Origin of the sequence: Enterobacter sp. 18A13 (assembly GCF_007035975.1) — a bacterium.
GTDB lineage: Bacteria > Pseudomonadota > Gammaproteobacteria > Enterobacterales > Enterobacteriaceae > Enterobacter > Enterobacter vonholyi.
Map to the genome: position 1 here is coordinate 4,268,966 of NZ_AP019634.1, position 15,896 is coordinate 4,284,861.

Consider the following 15,896-nt stretch of genomic DNA (forward strand, 5'->3'; position numbering starts at 1 on the left):
TCGGGTGGCGGCTTTGCCTTACCCGACCTACACGATCCTGTAGGCCGGGTAAGCGTTAGCGACACCCGGCAAGCAGACTCAAGGCTTCGCAACAAACCCAATCGCGTTGTACACCGCTTTCAGGGTTTCGGACGCGCGCGCGCTGGCTTTTTCCGCGCCCTCTTTCATCACTTTCTGCAGGAAAGCTTCGTCGTTACGGTAGCGGTGATAACGCTCCTGCAGCTCAGTAAGCATGCCGGAAACGGCATCTGCCACTTCGCCTTTCAGGTGGCCGTACATCTTGCCTTCGAAGTGTTTTTCCAGCTCAGGGATGCTCTGACCGGTCACACCGGAGAGGATATCCAGCAGGTTGGAGACGCCCGCTTTGTTCTGCACGTCGTAGCGCACTACAGGCGGCTCGTCGGAATCGGTCACCGCGCGCTTGAGTTTTTTCACTACCGATTTCGGATCTTCCAGCAGGCCGATAACGTTATTGCGGTTATCGTCAGACTTGGACATCTTCTTGGTCGGCTCAAGCAGCGACATGACGCGCGCGCCGGACTTCGGAATAAATGGCTCAGGCACTTTAAACACATCGCCATAGATCGCGTTAAAGCGCTGGGCGATATCGCGGCTCAGCTCCAGGTGCTGCTTCTGGTCTTCACCCACCGGCACCTGGTTGGTTTGATACAGCAGGATGTCTGCCGCCATCAGCACCGGATAGTCAAACAGACCGGCGTTGATGTTTTCAGAGTATCGGGCAGATTTATCCTTGAACTGGGTCATGCGGCTCAGCTCGCCGAAATAGGTGTAGCAGTTCAGCGCCCAGCCCAGCTGCGCGTGCTCCGGCACGTGAGACTGAACGAAGATGGTGCTCTTCTCTGGATCAATACCGCAGGCCAGGTACAGCGCCAGGGTGTCCAGCGTGGCTTTGCGCAGCTTCTCAGGATCCTGACGCGCGGTGATCGCATGGAGATCGACGATGCAGTAAATGCAATGGTAGTCATCCTGCATGCTGACCCACTGACGTAACGCACCCATGTAGTTACCAATGGTCAATTCACCTGAAGGCTGTGCGCCACTAAAAACGATGGGCTTAGTCATTATTCAATTCCTGATGTTCACTGTGCGAAAGCCCGAGTGCGGGCAACAAATCTTTGAAGTGGTCGAAAACGACGTCCGGCTCACTCAGCGTGATGGCTTCACCGTAGTTGTAGCCATAGGTTAACCCCACGGAAGGACACCCGGCCGCGCGGGCAGCCAGAATATCATTGCGTGAATCGCCGACAAAGAGCAGCTCCGCAGGCGTTAAGGATAATTTTCCTGCCACCAGCAGCAGCGGTTCCGGATGGGGCTTTTTGTTTTGCACATCGTCGCCGCCCACAATGACGGAGAAATACTTCGCGATATCGAGCGCTTCCAGCAGAGGTGCGACAAAAGGTGTCGGTTTGTTGGTCACCAGTCCCAGCGGAATGCCCTTCGCGGACAGCGCGCTCAGCGTTTCCTGAACGTCCGGGAACAGGAAGCTGCCCTCTTCGACCGTCTCTTCATAGAAACGATCGAACAGTTTGCGCAGAATACGCAGCTGCTCTTCCTGCGGGATATCCGCGTGATCGACGCTCGGTTTACCTTGGGCGGAACGCTGTGACGCACGCTCCTGACGCGCCCACGTCAACGCGCGCTCCATCAGAACATCGGCCCCGTTGCCAATCCACGTGACGACACGCTCTTCACCCGCAACGGGGAGTTCAAGCGCGTACAGCGCCTGGTCTACGGCGCTCGTTAAGCCCGGCGCGCTGTCGACCAGCGTGCCGTCGAGGTCAAATGCGATACCCCGAATTGCCTGCAATTTATCCATGACTTACCTTCGACAGCTCGCGGCGCATTTCATCAATGACTTTTTTGTAATCCGGTTGGTCGAAAATGGCTGAACCGGCAACGAACATATCCGCACCTGCCGCCGCAATTTCACCAATGTTATTCACTTTCACACCGCCGTCCACTTCCAGACGAATATCGTAACCTGACTCATCAATGCGACGGCGTACTTCACGCAGCTTATCCAGCGTGTGGGGGATAAACGACTGACCGCCAAAGCCCGGGTTAACGGACATCAGCAAAATCACGTCCAGTTTATCCATGACATAATCGAGATAGCTCAGCGGCGTGGCCGGGTTAAACACCAGGCCCGCTTTACAACCGTTCTCTTTGATCAGCTGCAGCGTGCGGTCTACGTGTTCAGAGGCTTCCGGATGGAAAGTGATGATGCTGGCACCCGCTGCGGCGAAGTCAGGCACGATGCGATCAACAGGCTTCACCATAAGATGAACGTCGATCGGGGCGGTAATGCCGTAGTTACGTAATGCTTTGAGCACCATTGGGCCAATTGTCAGATTAGGGACGTAGTGGTTGTCCATAACGTCGAAATGGACAACATCTGCACCAGCCGCGAGAGCTTTGGCAGTGTCTTCACCCAGGCGGGCAAAATCGGCCGACAGAATTGAGGGAGCAATCAAAAACTGTTTCATCCGCTTCTCCTTGAAATGTGTTTACCGGCGGGCAAAACGGCTCAGGGGCGATAAAGAGCCAGAAGTTCGTCCACCTTTTTACGCGTGCCGCCGTTGCTGCTAATGCTACGCCGCACCTTAACCTGAAAATGCTTCGCGGCTTTGTACCATTCGCGCGTATCAGGCGTGTCGTGATTCGAAATTAACACCGGAATTCTTTTGCTGACCAGCTTTTCCGCCATCTCAGCCAGACGAGCCTGTTCGGCCGGGCTGAAGCTGTTGGTGTGATAAGCGGTGAAATTCGCCGTTGCAGACAATGGTGCGTAAGGCGGATCACAGTAAACCACCGAGTTTACGCCTGCCAGCTCCATACACTCTTCATAGGAGAGGCAATGAAACTCAGCGTTCTGCGCTTTTTCGGCAAAGTGATACAGCTCGTCCTGCGGGAAATACGGGCGCTTATAGCGACCAAACGGCACGTTAAATTCCCCACGAAGATTATACCGGCACAGGCCGTTGTAACCATGACGATTGAGATAGAGAAATAGCAGCGCTCTGCGGAACGGATCCTGGCTCTGATTAAACTCCGCGCGGAACTGATAGTAGACGTCAGGGGTGTTGTTCTCTGGCGTAAACAGCTTGCGCGCCTCTGCGACATACTCTTCGGTACGCAGCTTAACGATGTTATAGAGGCTGATAAGATCGTTGTTGATATCCGCCAGGATATAACGAGAAAAATCGGTGTTGAGGAACACCGATCCTGCACCCACGAAAGGCTCGATTAGACACTCGCCTTCAGGCAGGTGCTTTTTAATATCATCGAGCAGGGGGTATTTCCCCCCTGCCCATTTCAGAAAAGCGCGATTTTTTTTCATGCTGACTAACTGATTACACCTTCTCCGGCTGTGGAGAAAGCTCCGACAGCATCCTGCGCTTTAAACATTACTTCAGATCGGCCTGAACCTGATGAATCGGCTTCGCCCAGGGGTTTTTCGCCTGAACATCCGCTGGCAGTGCCGCAACGGCACGTTTCGCTTCATCTTTGGACGAATACACGCCGCTGACCAGCACGTACCACGGTTGACCGTTACGGGTCGTCTGATAAACAACATAGTTTTTCAGATTTGATTTCTTCGCCCAGCTGTTGAGGTTGTCATAGTTAGACGAACTGCTCAGCTGCAGCGTGTAGTTGCTGGATGGCGCAGACTTCAGCGAACCAACGTTACCTGCAGTTTTGCCTGCGGCGCTGCTGGAGGCTGTTGCCGTGGCTGCTGGAGTCGTTGCTGCAGGCGCAGCTGTGGCAGCCGGTGCTGTTGTGGTCGCCGTTGCTTTCGGCGCCGTCTGCGTGAATGGCGCTTTCGCAGGCTCGCTCACCGCCGCCGTTTCAGTATGTTTCGGCTGTGCCGGTACGGCTTTCACTTCAGGCGCTTTGACTACTGACTGAGGTTTGGTTTCACGCTTAGGCTCAATCACCGCCTGCTTACGTTCAGGACGTGTCGCAGTTTGCGTCTGGCGCGGTTTGGTTTCCGTCGCAGCCGTTTGTGGCTGGGCGTTACCACCGCGAATCGGGGCAACGGTTGCAGGTTCAGTTGGCAGCGTAGAGTTAACCACGACGTTATCAACCTGCTGCTGGTTCTGCGGCTGAGTCAGCGCATTGTTCAGGTCTCCCTGAACTTCCACACGCTGCTGACCTTCAGGCGCAGCAGGTGCCTGACCCTGAGCTGGGGTTGAAGAAACGGGCGGCAGAGAAACATCCTGCTGCGCTGTGGTGTTGCCTGCGGTCTGCTCTGCGGAAGTCGCTCCCGGCGCTGGCTGTGCGCCATTCGCCTGATTGGACGCATCGTTACCGGACAGGTTGATGCTCTTCTCAGCGGAAGCCGTTTGCTCGGTTGAGTTCGTTGACGGTGCTTTAAGCGCGGAGCCAATGCCGACAATCAACAGCACAAGCACCAGAACGCCAAGGCCCATCATAATGTACTGGCGGGAAGCCGGTTTCGGCGCAGCGGCTTTTTTACGTTTACGCGGGCGACGCTCTACAGGCTGTTCGTCCATTGAATCTTCTTCGGACTCATAATCCTCTTCTGCTCGCTCTTCGTGCGCGTTGCGGCTGCGCGAAGGGCGACGATCGTCTGCATCCAGATCAACATCGTCAAAGTTGATCTGCGGCTCGTTATCACGTTCTGAAGATTGACGAGAACGACCAGTACGACGATCGCTGGGATCGGGTTTCAGCTCGTCTTCTGGTTTGAATTCATCCATTTAACACCCCACTCAAAGGCTTATGCCAACGACTTTGCATTTCACCTGAAGCTAAACGACCACCTGCGACAGTGGCCTGACCTTTCTAGTTGTTACGCCTGCTGACAATCAGCGATAGCGCCAAGAACGACATCGTGCGGCACTCCGCCGCGCACTTCACTCTTCCCTATTGCAAGCGGGAGTACAAGACGCATCTCACCTGCCAATACTTTTTTATCGCGCATCATGTGGGGTAAATACGCTTGCGCCGACATCTCCTGCGGCCCGGTCACCGGCAAACCTGCACGTTCAAGCAGCGCAATGATACGTGCCGTCTCTTCCGGTTTGAACTGTCCGAGGCGTTCAGAGGTGCGGGCTGCCATGACCATTCCGGCCGCGACGGCTTCACCGTGCAGCCAGTTGCCGTAACCCATTTCGGCTTCAATCGCGTGACCAAACGTATGCCCAAGATTCAGTAAAGCACGTAAGCCCGTTTCACGCTCGTCTGCAGCGACAACTTCTGCTTTCAGCTCACAGCAACGACGAATGCAGTATGCCAGTGTAGCCTCATTCAGGCACAGCAGCGCATCCATATTCTCTTCAAGCCAGCTAAAGAACTCGCCATCCAGAATAATGCCGTATTTGATCACTTCCGCCAGACCCGAAGCCAGTTCGCGCTTCGGCAGGGTTTTCAGACAGTCGAGATCCACCACCACCGATGCAGGCTGGTAGAACGCGCCAATCATGTTTTTGCCGAGCGGATGGTTGACTGCCGTTTTGCCACCCACAGAGGAGTCGACCTGGGACAGCAACGTGGTTGGGATTTGAATAAAACGGACGCCGCGCTGATAGCTTGCGGCCGCAAAGCCGGTCAGATCGCCCACAACACCGCCGCCCAGGGCAAGCAGTGTTGTATCGCGACCGTGCGGTTTTTGCAGCAATGCGGTAAAGACGGTATCCAGTACCGTCAGGCTTTTATACTGCTCGCCATCGGGGAGAATCACACTGTCGACTTTTACGCCCGCCTGCTCAAGCAGATGGCGTACGCGGTCGAGATAAAGCGGAGCCAGCGTCTCATTGGTGACCAGCATCGCCTGATCACCCGCTTTCAGTGGTAAAAAGGAAGCTGGGTCGTTAAACAAACCAGCCGCGATGGTGATAGGGTAACTACGTTCCCCGAGAGTAACTGTAATCCTCTCCATGACGCGACATCCACCTTTAATGCTTTTACCCGCAGGCGAGTGTATATAAAGCCAGAATCAGTTGCTTTCCAGCATATGAATAATCTGGTTTGCAACCACTTTAGCGCTCTGGTCGTCAGTACGAATGGTCACATCGGCAATCTCTTCATACAGCGGATTGCGTTCATCGGCCAATGCTTCCAGAACTTCGCGTGGTGGCGTTTCAACCTGCAGCAGCGGGCGCTTTTTATCGCGCTGCGTACGTGCCAGCTGTTTCTCGATAGTCGTCTCAAGATAGACCACTACGCCACGGGCGGAGAGACGGTTACGGGTTTCGCGAGATTTCACAGAACCGCCGCCTGTTGCCAGAACGATGCCCTGTTTTTCCGTGAGTTCGTTGATCACTTTTTCTTCTCGGTCACGGAAACCTTCTTCGCCTTCTACATCGAAAACCCAGCCCACATCAGCTCCGGTTCGTTTCTCAATCTCTTGATCAGAATCGTAAAATTCCATATTGAGTTGTTGAGCTAACTGACGCCCAATAGTGCTTTTGCCGGCACCCATAGGCCCAACCAGAAAGATATTGCGTTTCTCTGCCATTTTATCGGTACTACTAAGACTATTCGTTAATGGTAATCCCCGCTTCGCAGACACCCAGCGTAGCAGGACATGAACTGAAACCTCATATGCAATAGAGCGAGAGTCAGACTAAAAATTATCTCAATACTCCGGCTTGTTTGGCAACTGATTAAATCACCGCGTCGGGCGTATAAGGTAATAAGACGTAAGTCCAACTCAAATCGGTACTCCTTGTATGCTAATTCATGCCCCACGTCAAACATCTGCAACAAACTGAATGCAAAATCATTGCGGGGATCGTTACCCGTCAGCGAATACCGACCAGACGTGGCGTAATAAACACCACTAACTCGCGCCGTTCATTATCCTTACCATCGTGACGAAAAAGCTGCCCAAGCCAGGGGATTTTCCCGAGCCCGGGCACGCTGTCACTGCCGGTTTTGTTTTTCTGCGAAAAAATTCCGCCCAACGCCAGCGTTTCTCCACTTTTTACCTCCACCTGGGTTTCAATCTCCTGTTTGTCGATCGCCAGCGTTTCGCCGTCAGCCTGCTGCAGAACCTGCCCCGGCATATTTTCACTAATATGCAATTTCAGGCGCACGCGCCCCCCCGGCAATACCACCGGCGTGACCTCCATGCCTAATACCGCCTCCTTAAACTCAACTGAGGTCGCCCCACTTTCACCGCTTGAGACCTGATACGGGATCTCACTCCCCTGCTTGATGCTGGCTGGTTGCATATGCGAGGCCAGAAGCCTCGGGCTGGCGATAATATCGACCTGCTGTTTTTGCTCCAGCGCAGAGAGTTCCAGATCAAGCAGCCGACCATTGATCCGTCCGATGTTAAAACCCACGTGGCTGGTGGCGCTGGCAACGGAAAGATCGCTGCCAAGCGTGGTGAGCTGTCCAACTTTGCCCGCGTCGGTGGCGTCGGCGAGATTCCACTTCACCCCTAGCTCGCGCAGGCTTTTTTCATTAATGGTCACAATGTGCGCCGCCAGCTCGACCTGTTCGACGGGAATATCCATCTGGGCGGCCCAGCGCTGTAGAGTCTCCACCACCGTCTGGTTATCCCGAATCAGCAGCCGGTTGGTACGCGTGTCAACGGATAAACTCCCCTTTGGACTCAGGAGTTTTTCCGCGGCTTTCTGCAGCTCTCCGGCATCGGCATAGGAAAAAGCGATGCTGTGAGACACCAGCGGCGCATCAAGCTGTCTTCGGGCCCGCTCCTGTTCCGAGCGTTCCTGCTGTTCACGCTGCCAGGCCGAGGTATACACATAAAAAATGCCGCCCTCCTCTCGCAAAACGAGGCCAGCGCTGGCGACAACCGTCTGTAATGCCTGTCGCCAGGGGACGCGCTTCAGATTGAGCGAAAGCGTGCCGCCGACATCAGGCGATATCACCAGATTTCTATTCTCCTGGGCAACCAGACTCTGTAGTACCTGGGCTACAGGAACGTCATCCACCACCAGCGTGACCGGTTTTGGCGCGGCGGCCCACAGCGGATGGCTGAACGCCAGCAGCCACAGCATTATCCGTAAATTCATTCTTATCCGTTCCTTCTCGTTGCCACGTCCATTTTCCTGGTTCACATGTGTCACCCACATCAACAACCAGTTCCGTTTCATTGATGGTTGTTATCGTCCAGCCTTCCGGAAAGCGCTCATGCGTTTTCAGCCGATACCAGCGCTTTTGTCCATCCTGTAAAATGCCGATAGCCTGCTGCCCTCCCACCATGCCGCGATAGTGCCACTGCGCCAGCTCGCCAATGGCGCAGGGATCGTCCGGCGGGTGAAAGGGATCGCGCATACCGGTCAGTAGCAGCGCAGAGCAAACCAGCAAACATCGCGTGCTATTTCGCATGTTCTAGCTCCAGCCGCAGGCGCAACGCTGTGCCATGTGGTGTAATCGCGAAAGCGGCGATCTGCACATCCCGCTGTGCCAGCCGGGAAAAAAGCGCCGGGATAGCCTGCCACTCTACCTCCAGCATCAGTTCTCCTCCGTTCTGTAGCGGCTTCCAGTGAACGAGCGTCGCGTCATCGCCCTGAAAATCGAGCGGGGAGAACGGCGTCTTCTCCAGTGCTTCCGTTATTTTCGGACGAAACGGCGTCTTTCTGACGGCAGACCATAACGCTGCATTCGTCCTCACGTCCTGAATCAGCTGGCGTTGTCGTTCGGCACTCTGCCCGTCTACCGGTCTGAGCATGGTGCCCCACGCTGCCAGTCCAGCCAGGAGGCTCGCCAGAAACCAGAAGAGCACCCGATTCCAGGGACGGCTTTCGCACCAGCGTTCTAACAGGGTATCCACGCGTTACCCCTCGCTTTTAAGATGGAGGGTGAACATCCAGCGCCCCTGGCTGTCCTGCCGAAGCTCACCTGTCGTCCCGGGCGTAAAATCCGCTATTAGGCCAAGCGCATCGCGCAGAGCAGACAGGGCCGGCAGGGTTATGGCATACCCGCTCAGCATCAGAGCAGGGGGCTGATAGCGCAAATCCGTCAGCCATACCTGTGCCGGAACGGCGCGGGAAAGGGATTCCAGCACCGGTTGCCATGCCCGTTGTTGCAGGGTCTGCACGGGCATCTGCGCCTGTGCGGTCAGTCTTTGCCGGGCGACAAGCGCGTGCTGCACGGCCTGCATTCCCGTCAGATCCGTTTGCAGCGCGCGCAGCTTCACGAGATGGTTGATCCGCAGACAGAAAATGGTCACGAACAGCAACAGCACTGTGCCGACACACATTGCGCCCCAGAAGCGCAGGCATCGCGAGCGCCGCTGCTGTCGCCACGGCAGAAAGTTCATGATGCTCATGCGGGCACCTCGCTCATGGCCAAAGCCAGCGCAACGGTATAATCAGCGCCGCAGTCCGGTAATGGAGCATGGTAACGTTCCAGGATTTCCCACGGGTCACGTCGGCTATCAAACAGCGCGATGTCATCTGGACCAAGAGCCAGCAGCGCCGCCAGCTCAGCCACGCTTTCTGCTTCGGTAGTTAAGCGGCGTCCCCACTGGTGGCGCATAGCCCAGAGCCACTGCCGATCGTCCCGCCAGGCGATGCATTTCGCTGGTGCCACCGCAGGAAGAAGATTCGCCAGCACGCTGGCATCCGGAGTAATGGTTACCAGCCGCAAACGCAGCGTTTTCGCCAGCGCCAGTAGGGTGTCGACCTCGTTATTTTGCGCGGCAGTCACGTGAAAGGTATTGCTGAAGGTATCCTGCGCGTAATCGAAACAGAGCGTTTCGGCAGACATCTCCAGTTCTCGCGCGAGCGCCGCACCGAGCCATGTGAGCTGCTCGCTGTCGCGCAGCGCAGCGGCCGGAAGGGGAAGCGACCGCTGCAGGGTGCGTGCTGCCGGGAAAGAGAGGAACACGCGGTGGTAGTGGGGCAGCGTTTTTCGCCAGTCGCGTAATGCCTCAACCAGCTGTTCTGGCTGACAAATTTTGCCGTCACGAATGATACCTTCGGCCAGAGGTATCGCCCACCAGCGGCGTAAGCACCAGCCAGACCTCTCCCGGGCCAACGAGACGATTCGCACCCTATCCTGTTGAATATGAACGCCCGTTTGCCATATTTTGAAAGCCATGCTTCACGATCTCCTTATCGCCCGTCACCCTGACGGCTATATCAATGAATCAGGCTTGCCTTTATACTACCGCGCGATTGTTTAGAAACTGCCCAAGTGAAACCAAATGGGAAATCTCCGGTGAAGTTCGTAAAGTATTTATTCATCCTTGCAGTCTGTTGCATTCTGCTGGGAGCAGGCTCGATTTACGGTTTGTACAAATATATTGAGCCACAGCTACCTGATGTCGCCACGCTTCGCGATGTGCGACTCCAGATCCCGATGCAAGTCTATAGCGCCGATGGCGAGCTGATGGCGCAGTATGGCGAGAAGCGTCGTATTCCGCTGACCTTAAACCAAATTCCCCCCGTGATGGTGAAAGCCTTTATCGCCACGGAGGACAGCCGTTTTTACGAGCACCACGGTGTCGATCCGGTGGGAATTTTCCGTGCCGCGAGCATTGCGTTGTTCTCTGGTCACGCCTCTCAGGGGGCGAGCACCATTACGCAGCAGCTGGCGCGTAACTTCTTCCTCAGCCCTGAAAAGACGCTGATACGTAAGATCAAAGAGGTATTCCTTGCGATCCGTATTGAGCAGCTGCTGAGCAAAGACGAAATCCTTGAGCTGTACCTCAACAAAATCTACCTGGGCTACCGCGCCTATGGCGTGGGGGCTGCCGCACAGGTGTACTTCGGCAAGCCTGTTGAGCAACTCACCTTAAGCGAAATGGCCACCATAGCAGGTCTGCCAAAAGCGCCATCCACGTTTAACCCGCTCTACTCGCTCGATCGCGCCACCGCGCGTCGCAACGTCGTCCTGTCACGTATGCTGAGCGAAGGCTACATCAGCCAGAGCGAATACGACCAGGCGCGTAACGATGTCATTGACGCTAACTACCACGCCCCTGAGATCGCCTTTGCATCTCCTTATCTGACCGAAATGGTTCGCCAGGAGATGGTGAATCGCTATGGTGACAAGGCCTATGAAGATGGCTATCGCGTGTACACCACCGTCACCCGCAAAGTCCAACAGGCGGCTCAGGAAGCGGTACGGAACAACGTGATGGACTACGATATGCGTCACGGCTATCGCGGCCCGTCAAACGTGCTCTGGAAAGTGGGCGAAAGCGCGTGGGACAGCAAAAAAATCACCAGTACGCTGAAGGCGCTGCCAACCTATGGTCCGCTCCTGCCTGCCGTGGTGACGCAGGCCGATCCTCAGGAAGCCGTTGCGACGCTCGCGGACGGCACCTCCGTCTCTCTGCGCATGGACGGTGTCCGCTGGGCGCGTCCGTACCGCTCGGATACCCTACAGGGCGCAACGCCGCGTAAAGTGACCGATGCCGTCCAGACAGGGCAGCAAATCTGGGTGCGCAAAGTAGGCGAAGCCTGGTGGCTGGCACAGGTGCCGGACGTCAACTCGGCCCTGGTCTCTATCAATCCACAGAACGGTGCGATCCTGGCCCTGGTCGGCGGGTTTGATTTCAACCAGAGCAAATTTAACCGCGCCACGCAGGCGCTGCGTCAGGTCGGTTCCAATATCAAACCGTTCCTCTACACGGCCGCGATGGATAAGGGACTGACCCTCGCCAGCATCCTCAACGACGTGCCAATCTCCCGCTGGGATGCCGGTGCGGGTTCCGACTGGCAGCCGAAGAACTCCCCTGCGGAGTATGCCGGTCCTATTCGTCTCCGTCAGGGTCTGGGGCAGTCGAAAAACGTGGTGATGGTGCGCGCCATGCGCGCGATGGGCGTCGACTATGCCGCAGAGTATCTGCAGCGCTTCGGTTTCCCGGCACAGAACATCGTTCGCACCGAGTCGCTGGCGTTAGGCTCAGCCTCCTTTACGCCGCTTCAGGTCGCCCGCGGGTACTCGGTGATGGCTAACGGCGGCTTCCTGGTTGACCCGTACTTCATCAGTAAAATCGAGAACGATCAGGGCGGCGTACTGTTCGAAGCGAAGCCGAAAATTGCCTGCCCTGACTGCGATATTCCGGTCATTTACGGCAATACGCCGAAATCCGAGGTGCTTGAGAATAAGGACATGGAAGACCCTGCCGTGTCGCAGGAGCAGCAGAACGGCGTTGTGCCACAGCCGCAGCTCGAGCAGGCGAACCAGGCGCTGGTGGCGCAGACCGGCGCGCAGGAGTACGCACCGCATGTGATCAACACGCCGCTGTCGTTCCTGATTAAGAGCGCGCTGAACACCAACATCTTCGGTGAACCGGGCTGGCAGGGTACCGGCTGGCGCGCAGGTCGTGATTTGCAGCGCCATGATATCGGCGGTAAAACGGGGACAACCAACAGCTCGAAAGATGCGTGGTTCTCCGGCTACGGCCCGGGCGTGGTGACATCAGTCTGGATCGGCTTCGACGATCACCGCCGTGATTTAGGTCGTACCACGGCATCCGGCGCGATTAAGGATCAGATTTCCGGCTACGAAGGCGGAGCGAAGAGCGCGCAGCCGGCCTGGGATGCCTACATGAAGTCCGTTCTTGAAGGTGTGCCGGAGCAGCCGTTAACGCCGCCGCCAAGCGTGGTGACGGTCAATATCGACCGCAGCACCGGTCAGCTTGCTAACGGCGGTAATAGTCGCGAAGAGTATTTCATTGAGGGCACCCAGCCAACCACACAGGCGGTGCACGAGGTGGGTACAGAGATTATCGATAACGGCGAAACGCACGAGCTGTTCTAAAAATAAGAATGCCCGGTAAAAACCGGGCAAAGCATCGTAGGCCGGGTAAGGCGAAGTCGCCACCCGGCTTTTTTTATGGCCTACAGTCGCCCCTGCCCCTTCAACCACTCCCGTACCAGGAACAGCGCGCTCACGTTGCGGGCCTCATTAAAGTCAGGGTCTTCCAGCAGATCCATCAGGTGGGCTAACGGCCAGCGAACCTGCGGCAACGGCTCCGGCTCATCCCCTTCCAGCGATTCAGGATAGAGATCTTCAGCCACCACAATATTCATTTTGCTGGAAAAATAGGACGGTGCCATGCTCAGCTTTTTCAGGAATGAAAGCTCATTAGCCCCGAACCCCACCTCTTCTTTCAGCTCGCGGTTTGCCGCTTCAAAGACGGTTTCACCCGGGTCGATAAGCCCTTTCGAGAACCCGAGCTCGTAAGATTCCGTTCCCACAGCGTATTCGCGGATCAAAATCAGATGATCGTCGACAATGGGAACAATCATCACCGCTTCGCGCGAAGAAGGGCGCATACGTTCATAAACGCGACGCACACCGTTGCTGAACTCCAGATCCACACTTTCGACATTAAACAGGCGCGATTTGGCGACAGTTTCAACATTCAGAATGGTGGGTTTTTGTAGTGGTTTGCTCATCTTGATGGGTCTTAGCAGTGAGAACTGGCGTTATTGTGCGATACGCTGCACGGTTTCGGCAATGTCAATTGTTCTTTATTTACATTTATGCAACGTATTTGAGATCAATCCTCAATTCAAAACAAATGTCAAGAGGTTGAAATGTTTCCAGGAATTTGCTGATATCGCGCCATAACAGGCTTTGCTATCATCACCGGTCACTGGGATGCGCTTCAGAATGCTCAAGTTCGACTCCATACTTGCCGATAGCCAACCACAGACTCTCATTCAATGTAAAGGTGCTACTGACTACACCTGTAAGAAGATAAGTAAGATGGGGAAAGCATGAGCACCATTTTGATTGTTCTCGCTGCTATGCTGGCCGGTGCGTTGGTTGCAGGGTGGTTTTACAGGCGCCGCGTACAGCGCCGTTATCGCCTGCCCTTTTTAAATGCATTTGCGGGTGCAAGCACGCGTAAACTTACGCAAGACGAGCGCGATGCGGTTGAAAACTATCTCGAAATCCTGAACCGTACTCAATTAACGCCTGGGCCAACGGGAGCCACCGCTGCGCCCGTCGCGCTAAATCTTAATGCACAAAGTGATACCGTGCTCTGCGTGACGCGCTCCATCACGCGCTATGGCATCACTACTGATGACCCTAACAAATGGCGCTATTACCTTGATTCCGTCGAAGTGCATCTGCCCCCGTCCTGGGAGCAATACATTAACGACGAAAACAGCGTTGAGCTGATTCACACCGACTCGTTGCCCCTGGTTATCTCGCTTAACGGCCATACGCTGAATGAATACCTTCAGGAAGCCCCTCGTTTTGCGCTGGAACGCGCCAGTTCAACGCAGGCCTCCATTCGTGGCGAAGAGACTGAGCAGATTGAACTGCTGAATATTCGCCAGGAAACCCATGAAGAGTACGCTTTGAGCCGCCCGGACGGCATCCGCGAAGCCATTCTGATCGTTGCTGCCTTCCTGCTCTTTTTTATCTGCCTCCTCACGCCGGATGTGTTTGTCCCCTGGCTGGCTGGCGGTGCGGTTCTGCTGCTGGCGGGCGGGCTTTGGGGGCTCTTTGCCCCACCGGCCAAAACCTCGTTGCGCGAAATCCACTGCCTGCGCGGAACGCCAAAGCGCTGGGGCCTCTTCGGTGAAAACGATCAGGAACATCTCAACAATATCTCGCTCGGTATTATCGACCTGATCTACCCGCGCCACTGGCAACCGTGGATCGCGCAGGACCTGGGGCAGAAAACCGATATTGATATCTACCTTGACCGCCACGTTGTGCGTCAGGGGCGCTTCTTATCCCTGCATGATGAAGTGAAAAATTTTCCGCTTCAGCACTGGCTTCGCAGCACGGTCATTGCCGGCGGCGCCGCGCTGGTCTTAGTCATGCTGCTGCTTTTCGTGCCGCTGGATATGCCCATCAAATTCACCCTGTCGTGGATCAAAGGGGCGCAAACCATTGAAGCGACCAGCGTCAACAAACTGGATGAAGCCGGTGTGCGCGTGGGGGACACGCTGCGCCTGAAGGGAACCGGGATGTGTAATATTCACACCCCGGGGGCGTGGAACACGCGCCAGAACTCACCGTTTATGCCGTTCGATTGCTCACAAATTATCTGGAACGACGCACCGCCGCTGCCGCTGCCGGAATCCGAAGTCGTGAATAAAGCCACGGCTCTTACCCAGACGGTTAACCGCCAGCTGCACCCGAAACCGGACGATGATTCACGCGTCAGCCCCGCGCTGCGCTCGGCCATTCAAAAATCAGGCATGGTTCTGCTGGATGATTTTGGTGACATCGTTCTGAAAACGCAGGATCTTTGTTCCTCTCAGGATGAGTGCATACGTCTTAAAAATGCCCTGGTAAACCTCGGGAACAGTAAAGACTGGGACTCGCTGGTGAAACGCGCCGAAGCGGGACGACTGGATGGCGTCAACGTGCTGCTGCGGCCGGTTAGCGCTGAATCTCTGGATAACCTGGTCGCTACCTCGACGTCACCGTTCATGATGCGCGAGACCACCCGTGCGGCTCAGGCGCTGAACAGCCCGGCACCGGGCGGCTTTGTAATTGCAAGCGATGAGGGCAGCGACCTGGTCGATCAGCCTTATCCGCAGGTGGCGCTTTATGATTATCCGGCGCAGGAGCAGTGGAGCCAATTCCAGCGCCTGGCGCAGATGCTGATGCAAACGCCGTTCAGCGCAGAAGGGATTGTCACGAGTATTTATACCGACGCCAACGGCACTCGCCATATCGGCCTGCACCGGATGCCGGATAGCGCTGGGCTGTGGCGCTACATCGGCACCTCGCTGCTGATGACCGCGATGCTGATCGCCATTTTCTGGAACGGTTTTATGGCCCTGCGCCGCTACCAGCGCTCGCGCACGCGGCTTGCCGACATCCAGCAATATTACGAAAACTGCCTCAATCCTAAGCTGCTCCCCTCGTCTGAGAGCCTGATCTGATAACGTCGTTGCGCGACAAGATGTGCTACCCTGTCGCGCACGTTTCATCTGGCTGGAGTT

Annotated in this window: 15 protein-coding genes; 2 read left to right on the plus strand and 13 right to left on the minus strand. The window is 55.8% G+C overall.

Translation table 11 applies throughout. From position 1 onward, the window contains the following. Positions 1–78 precede the first annotated feature (78 nt). From trpS to pilM, 12 genes are all read right to left on the minus strand, one after another. Complete coding sequence (gene trpS / locus FOY93_RS20710; RefSeq protein WP_045909329.1) at positions 79–1,083, minus strand: tryptophan--tRNA ligase; 1,005 nt, start codon at positions 1,081–1,083, stop codon at positions 79–81. Then, positions 1,076–1,837 carry a phosphoglycolate phosphatase gene (gph, locus tag FOY93_RS20715; protein ID WP_127732478.1) on the minus strand — a complete coding sequence of 254 codons (762 nt, stop codon included), beginning with the start codon at positions 1,835–1,837 and terminating at the stop codon, positions 1,076–1,078. The genes trpS and gph overlap by 8 nt, the downstream gene beginning before the upstream one ends. Further along, entirely contained in the window at positions 1,830–2,507 is a 678-nt protein-coding gene (gene rpe, locus FOY93_RS20720) for a ribulose-phosphate 3-epimerase (protein ID WP_133295249.1), read from the minus strand. Before rpe ends, gph begins: the two co-directional genes overlap by 8 nt. A gap of 41 nt (positions 2,508–2,548) precedes the next feature. Further along, complete coding sequence (gene dam / locus FOY93_RS20725) at positions 2,549–3,361, minus strand: adenine-specific DNA-methyltransferase (RefSeq protein WP_111963774.1); 813 nt, start codon at positions 3,359–3,361, stop codon at positions 2,549–2,551. Between the two features lie 67 nt (positions 3,362–3,428). Beyond that, entirely contained in the window at positions 3,429–4,745 is a 1,317-nt protein-coding gene (gene damX / locus FOY93_RS20730; RefSeq protein WP_143345614.1) for a cell division protein DamX, read from the minus strand. A 92-nt stretch (positions 4,746–4,837) separates the two neighbouring features. Beyond that, positions 4,838–5,926, minus strand: a complete 1,089-nt coding sequence (aroB, locus tag FOY93_RS20735; RefSeq protein ID WP_133295251.1) for a 3-dehydroquinate synthase — start codon at positions 5,924–5,926, stop codon at positions 4,838–4,840. 57 nt (positions 5,927–5,983) lie between these two features. Next, positions 5,984–6,505 carry a shikimate kinase AroK gene (gene aroK, locus FOY93_RS20740; RefSeq protein ID WP_003861630.1) on the minus strand — a complete coding sequence of 174 codons (522 nt, stop codon included), beginning with the start codon at positions 6,503–6,505 and terminating at the stop codon, positions 5,984–5,986. Positions 6,506–6,791: 286 nt separating this feature from the next. Continuing rightward, positions 6,792–8,030, minus strand: a complete 1,239-nt coding sequence (gene hofQ / locus FOY93_RS20745; RefSeq protein ID WP_133295252.1) for a DNA uptake porin HofQ — start codon at positions 8,028–8,030, stop codon at positions 6,792–6,794. Then, positions 7,942–8,346: a HofP DNA utilization family protein gene (locus tag FOY93_RS20750; protein ID WP_143345615.1), complete on the minus strand. Its 405-nt coding sequence runs from the start codon at positions 8,344–8,346 to the stop codon at positions 7,942–7,944. The genes hofQ and FOY93_RS20750 overlap by 89 nt, the downstream gene beginning before the upstream one ends. Continuing rightward, a complete protein-coding gene (locus FOY93_RS20755; protein ID WP_111963769.1) occupies positions 8,336–8,791 on the minus strand; it encodes a HofO family protein in 456 nt (151 codons plus the stop codon). Before FOY93_RS20755 ends, FOY93_RS20750 begins: the two co-directional genes overlap by 11 nt. 3 nt (positions 8,792–8,794) lie before the next feature. Next, the gene (locus FOY93_RS20760) at positions 8,795–9,289 is read right to left on the minus strand and encodes a PilN domain-containing protein (RefSeq protein ID WP_143345616.1); all 495 of its coding nucleotides are present in this window, start codon (positions 9,287–9,289) and stop codon (positions 8,795–8,797) included. Then, positions 9,286–10,062: a pilus assembly protein PilM gene (gene pilM / locus FOY93_RS20765; RefSeq protein ID WP_133295255.1), complete on the minus strand. Its 777-nt coding sequence runs from the start codon at positions 10,060–10,062 to the stop codon at positions 9,286–9,288. The genes FOY93_RS20760 and pilM overlap by 4 nt, the downstream gene beginning before the upstream one ends. A gap of 120 nt (positions 10,063–10,182) precedes the next feature. On the opposite strand from pilM, the gene mrcA reads away from it, so the two are divergent. Then, positions 10,183–12,735 carry a peptidoglycan glycosyltransferase/peptidoglycan DD-transpeptidase MrcA gene (mrcA, locus tag FOY93_RS20770; protein WP_172621927.1) on the plus strand — a complete coding sequence of 851 codons (2,553 nt, stop codon included), beginning with the start codon at positions 10,183–10,185 and terminating at the stop codon, positions 12,733–12,735. Between the two features lie 80 nt (positions 12,736–12,815). Here mrcA and nudE read toward each other — a convergent pair whose 3' ends face one another. After that, positions 12,816–13,376, minus strand: a complete 561-nt coding sequence (gene nudE / locus FOY93_RS20775; RefSeq protein WP_008503041.1) for an ADP compounds hydrolase NudE — start codon at positions 13,374–13,376, stop codon at positions 12,816–12,818. 324 nt (positions 13,377–13,700) lie between these two features. On the opposite strand from nudE, the gene FOY93_RS20780 reads away from it, so the two are divergent. After that, a complete protein-coding gene (locus tag FOY93_RS20780) occupies positions 13,701–15,836 on the plus strand; it encodes an intracellular growth attenuator family protein (RefSeq protein WP_143345618.1) in 2,136 nt (711 codons plus the stop codon). Positions 15,837–15,896 lie beyond the last annotated feature (60 nt).

What these genes read in the sequence shown, in the direction of transcription:
- aroB (WP_133295251.1), bottom strand. Translation starts at nt 5,926, where the DNA reads ATGGAGAGGATTACAGTTACTCTCGGGGAACGTAGTTACCCTATCACC.
- nudE (WP_008503041.1), bottom strand. Translation starts at nt 13,376, where the DNA reads ATGAGCAAACCACTACAAAAACCCACCATTCTGAATGTTGAAACTGTC.
- trpS (WP_045909329.1), bottom strand. Translation starts at nt 1,083, where the DNA reads ATGACTAAGCCCATCGTTTTTAGTGGCGCACAGCCTTCAGGTGAATTG.
- aroK (WP_003861630.1), bottom strand. Translation starts at nt 6,505, where the DNA reads ATGGCAGAGAAACGCAATATCTTTCTGGTTGGGCCTATGGGTGCCGGC.
- FOY93_RS20760 (WP_143345616.1), bottom strand. Translation starts at nt 9,289, where the DNA reads ATGAGCATCATGAACTTTCTGCCGTGGCGACAGCAGCGGCGCTCGCGA.
- hofQ (WP_133295252.1), bottom strand. Translation starts at nt 8,030, where the DNA reads ATGAATTTACGGATAATGCTGTGGCTGCTGGCGTTCAGCCATCCGCTG.
- FOY93_RS20780 (WP_143345618.1), top strand. Translation starts at nt 13,701, where the DNA reads ATGAGCACCATTTTGATTGTTCTCGCTGCTATGCTGGCCGGTGCGTTG.
- pilM (WP_133295255.1), bottom strand. Translation starts at nt 10,062, where the DNA reads ATGGCTTTCAAAATATGGCAAACGGGCGTTCATATTCAACAGGATAGG.
- damX (WP_143345614.1), bottom strand. Translation starts at nt 4,745, where the DNA reads ATGGATGAATTCAAACCAGAAGACGAGCTGAAACCCGATCCCAGCGAT.
- FOY93_RS20750 (WP_143345615.1), bottom strand. Translation starts at nt 8,346, where the DNA reads ATGCGAAATAGCACGCGATGTTTGCTGGTTTGCTCTGCGCTGCTACTG.
- dam (WP_111963774.1), bottom strand. Translation starts at nt 3,361, where the DNA reads ATGAAAAAAAATCGCGCTTTTCTGAAATGGGCAGGGGGGAAATACCCC.
- rpe (WP_133295249.1), bottom strand. Translation starts at nt 2,507, where the DNA reads ATGAAACAGTTTTTGATTGCTCCCTCAATTCTGTCGGCCGATTTTGCC.
- gph (WP_127732478.1), bottom strand. Translation starts at nt 1,837, where the DNA reads ATGGATAAATTGCAGGCAATTCGGGGTATCGCATTTGACCTCGACGGC.